10 protein-coding genes are annotated in these 14347 nt (G+C 38.6%); 9 read left to right on the top strand and 1 reads right to left on the bottom strand.

The annotated features are described in order from the left end of the window. The first annotated feature begins 37 nt into the window (after positions 1 to 37). The 8 genes from FLP15_RS12070 (at position 38) to yjeM (ending at position 8712) form a co-directional block, all read left to right on the top strand. Complete coding sequence (locus tag FLP15_RS12070; RefSeq protein WP_142767313.1) at positions 38 to 1027, top strand: hypothetical protein; 990 nt, start codon at positions 38 to 40, stop codon at positions 1025 to 1027. A gap of 51 nt (positions 1028 to 1078) precedes the next feature. Beyond that, positions 1079 to 1600 (top strand): helix-turn-helix domain-containing protein, encoded by a 522-nt coding sequence (locus tag FLP15_RS12065; protein ID WP_190288303.1) that lies wholly within the window; start codon positions 1079 to 1081, stop codon positions 1598 to 1600. A gap of 85 nt (positions 1601 to 1685) precedes the next feature. After that, positions 1686 to 1997 (top strand): ArsC/Spx/MgsR family protein, encoded by a 312-nt coding sequence (locus tag FLP15_RS12060; protein ID WP_142767311.1) that lies wholly within the window; start codon positions 1686 to 1688, stop codon positions 1995 to 1997. 234 nt (positions 1998 to 2231) lie between these two features. Then, positions 2232 to 3176, top strand: coding sequence for a manganese-dependent inorganic pyrophosphatase (locus FLP15_RS12055; protein WP_142767310.1), 945 nt, complete (start codon positions 2232 to 2234; stop codon positions 3174 to 3176). A gap of 538 nt (positions 3177 to 3714) precedes the next feature. Next, positions 3715 to 4485 carry a DUF1803 domain-containing protein gene (locus FLP15_RS12050; protein WP_142767309.1) on the top strand — a complete coding sequence of 257 codons (771 nt, stop codon included), beginning with the start codon at positions 3715 to 3717 and terminating at the stop codon, positions 4483 to 4485. A gap of 1 nt (position 4486) precedes the next feature. Next, positions 4487 to 5053, top strand: a complete 567-nt coding sequence (locus FLP15_RS12045) for a histidine phosphatase family protein (RefSeq protein ID WP_142767308.1) — start codon at positions 4487 to 4489, stop codon at positions 5051 to 5053. Beyond that, complete coding sequence (gene pepT / locus FLP15_RS12040; protein WP_142767307.1) at positions 5050 to 6291, top strand: peptidase T; 1242 nt, start codon at positions 5050 to 5052, stop codon at positions 6289 to 6291. Before FLP15_RS12045 ends, pepT begins: the two co-directional genes overlap by 4 nt. A gap of 897 nt (positions 6292 to 7188) precedes the next feature. Next, positions 7189 to 8712 carry a glutamate/gamma-aminobutyrate family transporter YjeM gene (gene yjeM, locus FLP15_RS12035; RefSeq protein WP_142767306.1) on the top strand — a complete coding sequence of 508 codons (1524 nt, stop codon included), beginning with the start codon at positions 7189 to 7191 and terminating at the stop codon, positions 8710 to 8712. 208 nt (positions 8713 to 8920) lie between these two features. Here yjeM and recQ read toward each other — a convergent pair whose 3' ends face one another. Beyond that, positions 8921 to 10699: a DNA helicase RecQ gene (recQ, locus tag FLP15_RS12030; RefSeq protein ID WP_142767305.1), complete on the bottom strand. Its 1779-nt coding sequence runs from the start codon at positions 10697 to 10699 to the stop codon at positions 8921 to 8923. A gap of 210 nt (positions 10700 to 10909) precedes the next feature. Between recQ and FLP15_RS12025 the strand changes: the two genes are divergently transcribed. Beyond that, positions 10910 to 14347: an LPXTG cell wall anchor domain-containing protein gene (locus tag FLP15_RS12025; RefSeq protein ID WP_142767304.1), complete on the top strand. Its 3438-nt coding sequence runs from the start codon at positions 10910 to 10912 to the stop codon at positions 14345 to 14347.

The following is a 14347-nucleotide window of genomic DNA, read 5'->3' as shown; positions in this document are numbered from 1 at the left end:
AAGGGAGTAAAAGAATAAATAGATGAGGAGTGAGGTATTGAGGAAAAATAAGAATGTTCTAAAATCTAGAGGCTTATTTTACTGGCTATTGATTGTTGCTCTCTTTTTGAAAGTCATTTATATCTATCTGGAAATAAAAAGTATTTTTTACTTGGACTATGTGTTACAAGGCTTTGTGCTAACAATTTTAACTCCTGCATTATTTACTGCAATATTGATGGGATTTGCTTCATTTATCCGTAAACAATGGCTTTACTACTGTATTTCTACGGGTATTAGCCTGATTGGAAGTAGCTTGCTCTTTATGGGGTTAATGTATTATCGGCTTCAGACACATTTTATCTTTTTTCCGAGAAAGATTGCGACTGCGGGTAGCGTGAGTGAGGGACAACACAATTTTTTCGCGCTGCTTCATGTTGGAGATTTTATTTTTGTTTTTGATTTTGTTATTGTCCTCTTTGTCTTTTTAGGTCTACTTATTTTTAGTGGACGGAGCGGAAGTCAGCTAAAGGTTGAAGCAAGGGCGACACTGGAAGGCTATCAAAAAATGACCTCTTCCTTGCATTTGGCTTTAAATCAAGCAAAGAAGGAGCTCGGCCATCAAAAAACACTTCTTAGTCAGCTAAAAGAGGAAAATGGACACTTAAAAGATCATAATGTGAAGCTATTACAGAAAAAAGCGCTTCTTCAAGAAAAATGTAGTAATAGTCAACCAGGACTCCAAAAAGAACTGGTCTACCTGAAAGCTGAAACTACTAATCTTAGTGAAGGAATGAAAAAGTGGCAGGTGAGAATAAAACAACTTGAACAAATGGAGGTTCAAAAGAGGGCAGCACTAAGGGAATATAGAGAAAATTACGTCATTATCGCTGAAAAAATCGAACGTTGGTCAGAAGAAAAGAAGAAGAGTGAGTACGCTCTGGACTTTGCGGAGAAAAATCAGTTTGAAGCACTGGCTCGACTTGAGCAAGCAAAAGAAATTGCTCAAAGCGTTTATGAGGAAATGTTGTCCGACTCAGTGAAGTAGAAAAGTTGAGAAGGCTGTGTTGATCAGGAGAGGGCGTTAGAAAGGATAGTTATGAGTGGAACTATAATGGAACAAACAGAAGTTAATGAACGAATAAAGAATTTTAAAGCAGAGATGCGTCGTTATAGAATTCCTATCTTGAAGCTTTCAGAGGAGATAGGTTATCCAGCAGCATTATTATCGGATATTTTATTCTTGAGAAAGAAACCAGATATTATGTTGTTAAGGAAGATAGAGGAAGCTTTGAAGGGTTCCATTCAGGATAAGGAGGAGGTCAGAACGGCTAAACCGAGAGGGACTGGCTCGACCTTACCTTTGGAAACGTTGAGTCAATCCTATCCTTCTTTAAGTTGTGCATATCCTGAGCTTTTGAATGAACTGGGCGGGAAGATTAAGGGGATAAGAACTCGCCTTAATCTCTCGGAGGTTGCGTTTGGAGTGGCCTTATCGCCCGTTGTTTCTCCTCGATTTATCAGAGAGATAGAGGGGAATCAATTTGTCCCTTCGTTGGAACACCTTATCCAGATTGCGGATTTGGGAGAGGTGACTTTAGATTGGTTGTTAAGGGGTTAGGCGGGAGACCATGGGGAAGTGAAACATGATGAAGGTTTAGCGTGGAAACGTGGGGTAAAACTCCTATAAATAAGCTATTGCTTGGTTGGAAAAATATAAACTTGAGTTTGAGAGTATTTCAAAGAATGAACTTTCAGAGGCTATAATAAAGCATATATTATCACTTTTTGATGGGGGCTTTAATGAAATTATTGTCTCAGCTAAAAAGTCAATGAAGCCATATAATGCAGCAAGAAATTATTTCCATGTTAAGCAACTTACGACATCTGATATTATTCGTTTCATCCTAAATCATACGGAATTTTTGAGAGCACCTATTATATTTGATGACAAAAAAATTTTGGTTGGTTACCATAAAGATGATATTCGAGTTTTTTTGCCACATATCAAGGTGTAAGAGGGAAAATGGGAATTGTGATATGGAAAATCAGAGGCTTTACTCTGATTTTTTATTTTGAGAATAACAAGGGCAAGTAGAGCAAAATAGTTATATTTTTGGTATAATTTAAGGGAATATTGCCTGATTGATTCGGGTAAACTGAAGCACTAGAATTTATTTCTACATTCATTATGAGGAGGTAGAGATAAGGAGGAGTGGTTTGGGAAAAATTTTTTAAAATGAGGTAGAAAAATGTCTGACAAAATTCTTGTTTTTGGTCATCAAAAACCTGATACTGATGCTATCGGTTCATCTTATGGTTTCTCATATTTGAGTAATCATCGTCCAAATGGCACACTTAACACTGAAGTTGTTGCTCTTGGTACGCCTAATGAAGAAACTCAATTTGTTTTGGATTACTTTGGTGTTGAAGCACCACGTGTGGTAAATTCGGCAAAGGAAGAAGGCGTGGATACAGTTATTTTGACTGACCATAATGAATTCCAACAGTCTATTTCTGATATTGAGGATGTGACAATATTTGGTGTTGTTGACCATCACCGTGTTGCAAACTTTAATACAGCAGCGCCTTTGTTTATGACGGTTGAGCCTGTTGGTTCTGCATCATCTATTGTTTATCGTAAATTCCTTGAGGCTGGTGTTGAAATTCCTAAAGAGGTTGCTGGACTTTTGCTTTCAGGTTTGATTTCTGATACTTTGCTTTTGAAATCACCTACAACTCATATAACAGACCATAAAGTTGCAGAAGAATTGGCGAAAATTGCTGGTGTTAATCTTGAAGAATATGGTCTTGCAATGCTTAAAGCTGGAACAAATCTTGCAAATAAATCTGCAGAAGAATTGATTGACATCGATGCGAAAACTTTTGAGCTAAATGGTTCTAAGGTTCGTATTGCTCAAGTGAATACTGTTGATATTCCTGAGGTTTTGGCTCGTTTGGTTGACCTTAAATCAGCAATCAAATCAGCAATGGAAGCAAATGGTTATGATGACTTTGTCTTTATGATTACGGATATTGTAAATTCTAATTCAGAAATTGTGGAATTGGGCGCTCATGCTGATAAGATTGAAGCTGCTTTCCACTTTACTTTAGAGGATGACCATGCCTTTCTTGAAGGTGCAGTGTCACGTAAGAAACAAGTGGTTCCTCAATTGACTGAAAGTTTTAATGCCTAATAGAAGTTTTATACTGCGTTATACTGGAACCGCTTTAAAATCAGTTTGCTTATTTTATCGAAGTAAGTGCGTGCTAACACCCTTACCTAGGTGTAACAACTAGCATATCCGTTGCTGCTTTAGCTCCTATAAAGTGGCAAGTTCAAATCGCAATCTGCTAAAGTATCAAGGCGAAATGGTAAGCCCAGAAAGTGGTTTGTGTGAAACACAAAGGTTGCGATTGCGACTAGCGACTTTAGTCGCATAGCGAGCATTGGCAATGTAGCGCAGCGAAGTAATTTTTAAACCTTAGGTTTGAAGTGATTACTTCATCAGTGGGAGATTCTTTCTCTCCCGCTGATGTTAGGGCACAACCTCACATCAAAGATATGAGGTCACCCTGTCCCTGAAGTCTAAGCGCTAAAGCGCCAAGACCCTAGGGCAGTAGAACGAAAGCAAAGCTTAGTGTTGCTTATCCCTCCACCTAAAAGAGGTGGGGATTTAGCAGACACTTGCTTGGTTAAAAGTTAAACAGTATTAGGAAGTATTTTGCTATTTTATGATAAAAATTTACAATGAAAATCGGATGACACGTCGCCCATTTTTTAAAGCTCTGATTGAATATTTAGCACATCATGAGGAAACGACTTTGCGTCAGATTCATAAAGATTTTACTGACGTGAAGAATTTGGATAGACAGTTGGACACTTTTATTGATGCTGGATTGATTGTACGTGCTGACAAACGTTATTATCTAGGCTTTCATGTGTTTTCAGACAAGGATTTTACTGACAGAAATCTGTCAGTTTTGAAAGAAACTTTGTCAGTAAGAAATGTGTTTACGGCTCCATTTTTTGTAGAATCTGATAGTGAAATTGCAACAAAACTGGAGTTGTCATGGCAAATTCAGACACTATCAAACAGGACTAATAAGGTAAAATTGAATTTTGCGAGTCGTTATAATCTACAAACAGCAACATTGGCAAATTACTTTTATAAAGTGGCTGAGCAATTGTCGTTGACGGATTTTGAAAAAGAAATCTATCAGATAATGGGTGATGTAGATTTAGAATATGCGCTCAAATATATGACGACATTTCTTTTAAAATTTATGCGAAAAGATGTCGTTAAGACAAAAGAGGATATTTTTGTTCAAGTACTTGAGAAATTCGAAATGATTGAAAAAGTTGGTGAGCGCGAATATAGATGCTTGTTGAATTTTGTTGAATATGAGATTTCGGAAATTGTTTTTGATGATGCTGAAAGTTTTATTGAAGCTCAAATCCAACAAAAAACTCCGATAGAAAACTTTATCTCGTTGGGAGATTAATGTGAAAAATATTTACATGATGCGCCATGGGGAAACTTTGTTTAATGTGCAAGGAAGAACTCAGGGGTGGTGTGATTCGCCACTGACAGAAAAAGGAAGTGCTGACGCAAAAAAAGCGGGAATTTTTATGACAAATTTTCCTGTCAATTTTGATCATTTTTACACGTCAACACAAGAACGAGCTTCGGATACATTAGAATTAGTGTTTCCAAAAGTTCAATATGAACGTCTGAAAGGACTGAAAGAATTGAATTTTGGTCAGTTTGAGGGTCATCCACAATATCTTGAGGTACGCGATAAAAGTACATTCTTCAAGCAATTCGGAGGAGAAAGTTTTGAAGAAGTTGCTGACAGGATGCTGTCAGCACTGATAGAAATTTGTCAGCAAGATGATACGCAAAATATATTTTGTGTCAGTCATGGTGCGAGTACTTGGTCTCTTCTGATTCGACTGTTGGGTCGTCGTCCAGTAGAGCTTGGAGGAATTCATAATCTTGACATGATTCATTTCACTTACAATGAAGAAACAAAAAAATTAGAATTTAAGGAGAAAATTTCGACAATATGAAATACGAAAAACTTTTACCACGTTTTATTGAGTACGTGAAAGTGAACACACGTTCAGACGAAAACAGTGAGACAACGCCCTCAACACAAGCTCTTGTCGCTTTTGCGCACAAGATGGGTGAAGAGATGAAAGCGATTGGTGTTCAAGATGTTCATTATCTTGAGTCAAATGGTTATATCATAGGGACTATCCCAGCAAATACAGATAAAAAAGTACGCAAAATCGGACTTTTAGCCCATTTGGATACGGCTGATTTCAATGCTGAAGGTGTTAATCCACAAATTCTTGAAAATTATGATGGGGAGTCTGTGATTAAGCTTGGGGCTACTCAGTTCACACTTGACCCAAAAGATTTTCCAAACCTGAAAAACTATAAGGGACAAACGTTAGTTCACACAGACGGAACAACACTTCTAGGTTCAGATGATAAATCTGGTGTTGCTGAAATCATGACTTTGGCTGATTATTTGATTAATATCAATCCAGATTTTGAACATGGGGAAATTCGTATCGGATTTGGACCCGATGAAGAGATTGGTGTTGGTGCAGATAAGTTTGACGTGCCAGACTTTAATGTTGATTTTGCTTATACTGTTGATGGTGGACCACTTGGTGAACTTCAGTATGAAACATTCTCGGCAGCGGGTGCAGTGATTGAGTTTCAAGGGAAAAATGTTCACCCTGGTACAGCAAAAAATACGATGATTAATGCCTTGCAGCTCGCTATTGACTTCCATAATGCTCTGCCAGAAAACGATCGTCCTGAAAAGACAGAAGGTCGTGAAGGTTTCTTCCATCTTTTGAAACTTGATGGTACACCAGAAGAAGCGCGGGCACAATATATTATCCGTGACCATGCAGAAGACAAGTTCAATGATCGTAAAGCTTTAATGCAAGGAATTGCAGATAAAATGAATAAAGAGCTTGGACAAAATCGTGTTAAACCAACAATTAAAGACCAATATTACAACATGGCTCAAGTGATTGAGAAAGATATGTCAATCATTGATATTGCGAAACAAGCAATGGAAAATCTTGATATTGTACCAATCATTGAACCTATCCGTGGTGGAACAGATGGTTCTAAAATCTCATTTATGGGGTTGCCAACACCAAATCTTTTTGCTGGTGGCGAAAATATGCACGGTCGTTTTGAATTTGTTTCTGTTCAAACAATGGAAAAAGCAGTTGACACACTCCTTGAAATCATTCGTTTGAATAACGAAGTTGTAAAATAATTACTGACAGACTTTTGTAAGTCAAAAAAATGCTGACAGAAAGCTGTCAGTGAATGAAGTCGTGGTCGCCGTGATTAGCTCATGGTACTATCTCTATTTTAAAATGGTCAGAATACTAATATATCCCTGCTTACAGCACTTTGTAAGCAGTAATTTCTAGGAAATGCTGACATTAATCAATCAACAAGTCGCCCAATATGCGCTCAATTGAGAGTTCATATTGAGCGGCTTGCTTTGTTGTTAGTGTGAAATTTTCAGACTAATCTCTAAAATTGGTATAGTTCTGTAACTGTCTATAATTATTATATCTATTCGTTCTAATTAGAGAACCGTGCTGACAGACTAAATCTATCGAAAAATTTACTGACAGAAATTTAACTTAGCAAGTTCGTGCTATCTCCGCTCTTTGGGCTGCACGATAAACATTTGTCCTTTTTATCAAAACAAGTGCGTGCTATCTCCGCCTTACGGCTACGCTGTCGATGCTCGCTACGCCACTAGATGTAACAACTAGCATATCCGTAAGCGCTGAAGCGCAAACGGCTATCCTATAAAGTGGCTAGTCGCAATCGCAATACCCCGACCTCTTAGGTCGGAGATAGAGCGAATGGATAACGAAGCGAAACGGAGATGTGACCTCATATCTTTGAGGTTAAGCAGACTGTTGCAGCTTTAGCTGCGTACAGGTCGATTGCGATTTGAACTTGCCACTTTAGTGGCTTAGTGAAATCGACAGCGTAGCAAAGCGAAGATAGTTATTACACCTATAGATTTTGCCCTAACATTGGTGAAGGAAAAAGAATTCTTCACCAATGAAGTACTCACTTCAAAAGCCTTGTCAGTATCATAACAAACGAAAAAACTAACGCTATAGCGTCCAAAAAGAAAGGAAAATTTATGTCAAAAGATACAAAAGGTAAACTCTCACTTGTAGGTCTCTCATTGATGATTTTTACAACTGTTTTCGGCTTCGGGAATATTCCTGTTGCTTTCTACCAAATGGGGTATGGTGCCATTCCGTGGTACATTATTGGAGCCTTGCTTTTTTTCCTGCCGTTTGCATTCATGGTTACAGAGATGGGCTCGGCTTTTAAAGATGAAAAGGGAGGGATTTACTCATGGATGAGTGAATCGGTCAACCCTACCTTTGCATTTGTAGGAACATTTATGTGGTATGCCTCTTATGTTATTTGGATGGTAACAGTAGCCAATAAAATATTAATTCCAATTGTCAATTTGATTTTTGGTAATTCTACCCATACCCCATCACCATTATGGATTTCAATTGCAGCAGTTGTTTGGATGGCACTTATCACATTTATGGTTTCAAAAGGGGTTGATACCATAAAGAAATTTACATCAATCGCGGGAATTGCCGTCCTCTCGTTGAATGTTATTTTGATTTTAGGAGCGGTGATTGTTCTCATCGCAAACGGCCACCCAGCGACACCAATTAACCTTCATTCTTTCACATCATCACCCAACCCTACATTTGACGGAAGCAGTGTTGCATTTATTGCCTTTTTGGTTTTTGCAATCTTTGCTTATGGTGGAGTTGAATCCGTTGCAGGCTTGGTTGACCAAACGGATAAACCAGAGAAAAATTTCCCTCGAGGCATCATTATTTCAGCACTTATTATAGCAATTGGCTATTCCGTAGCAATTCTTAGCGTTGGGTTCTTTGTGGATTACTCACAGTGGCTTCCAGCTATCAAGGCGCAAACCATGAATCTCGGAACAGTACCCTATATGCTTCTTCAAAGCCTTGGAGAAGCAGTCGGGCAAGCGATCGGTTTATCTCACTCAGGCGCAGATATTCTTGGTGGCATCTTTGCACGATACATTGGTTTATCAATGTTGTTAGCATATATGGGAGCTTTCTTTACTCTGACTTATAGCCCAATCAAACAAATCATTACAGGAACACCAGAAAAGCTCTGGCCTGGCAAGCTTGGTAAACTCTCAGATGATGGAATGCCAAAATTTGCGATGTGGGTTCAATTTGCCATTGTGACATTAATCGTTGTACTAAATTTCCTCACTTCTCAAGGAGGCGCGAGCAAATTTTTCGAAGTTTTGACCTACATGGCAAACGTTTCAATGACCTTGCCTTACATTCTCATTGTAATTGCTTACTGGTTCTTTAAGAAAAATAAAGCGATTCACAAACCCATTGAGTTTTTCAAATCACATCTTGTTGCAACAGCTTTAACAATCCTTGTCTTGATTGTGGTCATTGGTGCAAACTTCTTTACAATCGTTCAACCTATCGTGAATTACATTGAACTTCCAGCAGCAAGACACACCTCAAAAGCGTTAACAGATATGCTTACCTCAGTAGTTTCAATGGTTGGTGGTCCAGTGATTTTCAGTATTATTGCTTACTTCATGATGCAACGTTATAAAAAAATAAGTAAATAATCTTTGAGTGTTCATCTTGTTGCAAATTTTCATATTAAACTAACTATAGAAAGATTTTGGAAGACAACAATCATCATCATTTGCACTTTTAGTGCGTATATCAAGAAACCTTGGTGCTTGGATTTAACTTAGCAAGTGCGTGCTAATTCCCCCACCAATGAAGTAATCACTTCAAAAATTGATAAAAAGCAAAAAGCTGAGAAATTCCTCAGCTTTTTTTATATTCTTTAATCTTATTGATAAATAAAAAACCATATTTTTCAAGTTTAACAGGTCCCACTCCGCTTATTTGAAGAAAGTTTGTATCATCAATAGGCTGAAGTCTAGCCATATCTTTTAAACTAGCATCAGAAAAAATCATAAATGGTGGCACAGACTCACGCTTTGCAATTTCCAATCGTAGAACACGTAAATCCTCAAATAGTTCAGCATCAAACGCTTCAGAATGAATGACAGTCTTTTCTGCAATCAAAGTCGCACGACGATGAACTTTTTCCTGACCTTTAAGCACCTTTGCTCCCCTATTTGAAACGATAAGTGTTGGAAATTTTCCAGCAGTCACATTGAGAAAGCCCTCAGCAGCTAAAAAGTCAATCAACTCACCCACAGCTTTTTGAGAGAAGTTTTTCATAATACCAAAAGTAGATAATTTTTCAAAATTCCATTTAGCAAGATTTTTATTTTTAGAGCCGACAAGCACTTGTGCCACAGCAGTTTTCCCAAATCGCTCGCCCATCCGAATCACACAAGAGAGCACTTTTTGAGTTTCAACAGTAATATCTACATCCTCACGCTCGTCTAAACAATTACTACATTTTCCACAAGCTTGCCCTTCATCGCCAAAATACTCCAAAATATATCGTTGTAAACAAGTTTCAGAGCTAGTATATGCCTGCATCTGACGCAGTTTCTCATATTCGTGCTCTTTATGAGAGTCATCACCTTCACTTCTCTCAATCAAAAAATTGCGAATTCGGACATCATTAGGTGAAAAAAGGAGGATTGCATCGGATTCAAGACCGTCCCGTCCAGCGCGTCCTGCCTCTTGATAATAACTTTCTATCGTTGCAGGGATACTGTAATGAATGACAAAGCGGACATTGGACTTATTAATCCCCATTCCAAACGCATTGGTTGCAACCATAATCGGAATTTCATCATAAATGAATTGTTCCTGATTGGTTTTTCGTTCATTTTCACTAAGACCTGCATGATAACGACTTGCCTTAAAGTTATTGCGATTGAGCCACTCACAGATTTCTTCAACCTCTTTTCTGGTACTGGCATAGATAATACCCGACTCACCCTTTTCTCGATTTTTGAGATAATTTTTTAGGAAAGTACGTTTATCGACACCTTTAACCACTTCAAATCTTAAATTTTTACGAAGAAATCCAGTCTTCACAGTATTGTAAGGAGTGATAGAGAGGAGATTTTGAATGTCTTCGGTAACCCTTGGGGTGGCGGTGGCTGTTAATGCTAAAATCGTTGGATGAGTGGGTAAATCTTGCAAATGCTGGGCAAATTCAACATAACTTGGTCTAAAATCATGTCCCCATTGTGAAATACAGTGGGCTTCATCAATAGCCACAAGGTCAATAGGTAAATGTTGTAAAAAATGATTAAAATAGTCTAAACCAAATCGTTCAGGTGCAACAAAAAGTAATTTGATTGCACCATTTTCGACTTGTTGCATTCTAAAATTAGACTCAAAATCGTCAATCGTTGAATTGATAAAAGTCGCTGGAATACCTGCAACATTGAGCTGGTCTACTTGGTCTTTCATCAAGCTAATCAAAGGCGAGATGACTAAAGTCACGCCAGACTGTATCACTGCAGGCAGTTGATAGCAAATTGACTTCCCAGCACCCGTTGGCAAAATACCAAGCGTATCCTGTTTGGAAAGCACCTGCTCAATAATTTGTTTTTGTCCTTTTCGGAAATTGTCATATCCAAAGATTTCTTTGAGTTTTTCTTCTAAATTCATACTCATTCTATTATACGTAAAAAAAATAAAAAAATCACTTTAATAAAAATAAATAAAAAATGAGAAAAATAAAATCAATAAAACGGTTATATAATGGCTAAAATCATATCGTTTTTTTTTTTTTTTTAATTTTGTTATAATTTACATTATAAATAAATGAGAAAAAGTAAACTATAATTAAACAATTCTCATATTTTGAAAGGAAGACTTATGTCAAACAAACAACGCAGAAACAAAAAAGCTATTTTCCGTAAATTTGCAGCAACCGCTGCGACGACCTCGTTACTGGTAAGTCCACTTGCACCAGCAATGAATGCTGTTGCTGATACTATCACAACAAATGAAGCAGAAATCAACACTGAACAAGTTGTAGAAGCTCCCGAAACAGAGCTTCCAGAGGAGATTGGACTTCCAGAAACAATGGAGGAATCAACAGAAAATAGTTCGGAAGAAAATAAAATAGAAAACTCAACTGATGAAATGTCTGCGAGTAATCTAGTCTTGCCGAGTGTGAGTACGGAGTTTAATGACGAAAAGTCGATTATGACAGCGACTGAATTTCCTATATTTTCTCGTGAGGGAAGTCCTACACAGCAATGGCGCGTGATTAGTACGGAAAATCCGATGTTCCCAACTCCAAGTCAAAGTTGGGGTACAATTTACAGATTTGCAGGTGATCAACCAGAAACAATCGATATCACTCCCGCACAACTCACTGGCGACACACAAGAGTTAGAAGAACTTATTTTTGCAGCATCAGGGCTTACAGCGCAGGGAGCAAATACATGGGCAGGCATTGGACCGAATGATGAAAACTGGAATCCATCTTGGGTAAATATTGGAGTAGATTCATCTGTGGATAACCGTGAAAATGCGCAAGTTGTCGTTGACACAACTCATATTGCTACAGAGGGAACTGCAACAATTAAACTTGTAAATAGTGCTAATGAAGTAATGTTATGGGACACAACAAATGATTTCCTTGCTCATCCAGAAAGGCCAAATTTACAGGCAGCACCTGCTATGGTTGAAGTTGCAGTTTCTGTCGGTGAAATTACCCAAGACTGGAATCCAGGTAATACACTTCATATAACACCAGCAGAGGCATCAACATTGACAGCTGCGCAAATTGCTGATATGGCCCGTCTCCAATTTACTGGTGCTGATGGAACGCCAGTACCTTTGACTGATAAAGATTTTGGGGCGACTTGGGAAGCGGGAGAGCGCAACATCGGTGAAGCAATTGACGTAACATTTAATGTTGGTGGTGCTGAAAAAACAATTCCATTGCGTATTGTAGCAGAATGGCCAGTGAGTCCTTTGCAAGGATGGGAAACACTTGAAGATCAACGTAATCCAGAAAACTGGGGAGATTGGGATCAATCATGGACTTCTGTTTTCCGTCTCAATGGAACAAATAATAGAGTTCTGCTAACACAAGGTGAACTAGAAATGGATGCTGAAGAACTCCAAGCATTGATTTTAGAGCGTGCCAATGTTTATGGTGAGTGGGCAGAGCTAAAGCCAGCAGACAATCAAGGAATCAGTTTTAACCCAAACTTTGTACCAACGTGGAACAGGTTTGATTTAGACGAAGTTGGTGGTAGAGATGAGTACGAAGGTCGTGATAAAGGAAGCTTGAATGTTGATACTTCTGATATCGAAGATGGAAAGGTTAAAGTTTCTATTCTGAATCAAAATAATCATCTTCTGTATGATGTTGACCGTAGCTTTATGACAGATGGCATGAGGGCTTCACACGCAGCTGCTGGCGAGTTAGAAATTGAGATAGCAATCGTTGATATTAGTTCAGAGGCAGTAGTTCCTATGACAGCGGAAGCGTTCGATGCTATTTCTAGTGATGATAGTGCCCTAAAAGAAGCGGCAGGACTTGTCGTTAGTGGAATATCTGAAGCTGATGTCAAAGTTAGAGTTGTAGAAGGGGAAGAGAATGAAGAGTCAGGTGTAATACGCACGGACCATGAAGTAACTTTCAGCTACAATGGTCTAAAGACCACTACAATTTTCCGTACCCTTGAATTTGCAACAACAACTGATGACTCTGATGATACTATCCAACAAGTTATCCCAGTAGGTGAAGATGGGGCTGCTGCTATCATCAGCTTTAACCCAACAGCAATATCTCATGAGGACTTGTCGGATATGAGTCAGGAAGATGTAATTGAAGAGATCCTTTACAGCTCTGGCTTTAGACTCTTTATTGTTGCTGCCAATGGGGAAGTAGAGGAAATCGAAGGAGGAGATTTGCTTGATATGATTGAGTTGGATGGCGATGATTTAGAGATGTTTATGAATACTAACCGCTTCTTTGGTGGAACCTACGATATTGGTTATCGTTTGAATCAGAGTGCGCTGACAGGAACTTTTGGAATTACAAACTTCGCTGAAAGTGATGTGGATGGTCAAATTCCAGTTACAGTATCAGGCTATGATTATAGATTGACTTTAACAGAGGAAGAGGTAGATATTAATCAGAATGAAGTTGCTGATAATGACACAGACTTTAAAGCACAACTTTTAGAACTCATCCAACCTCAAGTTGAACGTAAATACCACGACACAGATGGAGTGGGAGAATGGGAAGAGCATGAAGCAACTGGAGACTTTGAACTAGAACTTCCAGCAGGATTTAGTATGGAAGAACTCCAACTTGATGAGCAGTTTGACGTAACGGTTAGGTATACAGTTTTTGCAGATCCTAACGATGAAGATGCAGGGTCTAAAGTTATCGATAAAGAAGCGAAAGTCACGATTAATTCGTCAATGTTCAGTGATGTTGATGCAGAGCGCGTTGCAATGAGCCTTGATGAAGCAGTAGATGCAGACTGGAATGATGTGTTTGCAACTGCGACACCTATAGCGATAAAAGGTTACACAGACTTGAATGCTGAGATTATCAATGTCACAGTTCCGTTTTTCGATGGTGAAGAGGGAGTATATAATGCGATCTTTGAAGTTAAAATTGAAGGTGAGAAAGAATCGAAATATATCAATATGGAAAATGCTGTAACAATCATTGATACAGACGGTGGTAGACTTGCTATGTCCGATGACCTCCGACATTTCGCAGTCTCTAACGATCCGACACTAGCTCTTACAGATATTGATGAGGAAACGATTGATGAAACTTTAGCTGACTCTGTGACTCGTGTGATTCAAGCAGTTGATATTACTACTCCTGTATCACGGTTTGCAGGGAACGGAGAGACTCCTAGGATGCTTGAAGAAGTAGAAAATCCTGCACTTGAGTTTGATACAGAAGAACTCTTAGCTTTAGACACAGCTCATGAGGGGCTTGATGTAGCGTTCTACTTCGGTCCAGATGAAGTTGAGATAACTCCAACTCGCGCTTCAACAAGTCAGTTACCTGGTAATGGCACAATGACAGTTGCCGTAACTGCTGATGAATTATCAGGAGATACTGGAGATGATGAGGTCGATGATGAAACTACTAATGGCGATGATGATACTATCGTAACTGGTGGTGATAATGTTGATACTGGAACAGGTAAAAATCTTCCCTCAACTGGTGAGATGGCATCAACAGCAGGTCTGTTCGGTGCGGCTTTACTTGGACTTAGTGGTTTGACTGCATGGCTTAAAAAACGTCGTAATTCAGGTAAATAA

The sequence above is a fragment of the Lactococcus protaetiae genome (genome assembly GCF_006965445.1).
In the GTDB taxonomy this organism is placed as follows: Bacteria; Bacillota; Bacilli; order Lactobacillales; family Streptococcaceae; genus Lactococcus; species Lactococcus protaetiae.
This window is presented reverse-complemented; position numbering and strand designations above follow the sequence as displayed.

Excerpts from the sequence above, each read along its gene's own strand:
- recQ (WP_142767305.1), bottom strand. The coding sequence starts at position 10,699 with ATGAATTTAGAAGAAAAACTCAAAGAAATCTTTGGATATGACAATTTC.
- pepT (WP_142767307.1), top strand. The coding sequence starts at position 5,050 with ATGAAATACGAAAAACTTTTACCACGTTTTATTGAGTACGTGAAAGTG.
- FLP15_RS12065 (WP_190288303.1), top strand. The coding sequence starts at position 1,079 with ATGAGTGGAACTATAATGGAACAAACAGAAGTTAATGAACGAATAAAG.
- FLP15_RS12055 (WP_142767310.1), top strand. The coding sequence starts at position 2,232 with ATGTCTGACAAAATTCTTGTTTTTGGTCATCAAAAACCTGATACTGAT.
- FLP15_RS12025 (WP_142767304.1), top strand. The coding sequence starts at position 10,910 with ATGTCAAACAAACAACGCAGAAACAAAAAAGCTATTTTCCGTAAATTT.
- yjeM (WP_142767306.1), top strand. The coding sequence starts at position 7,189 with ATGTCAAAAGATACAAAAGGTAAACTCTCACTTGTAGGTCTCTCATTG.
- FLP15_RS12050 (WP_142767309.1), top strand. The coding sequence starts at position 3,715 with ATGATAAAAATTTACAATGAAAATCGGATGACACGTCGCCCATTTTTT.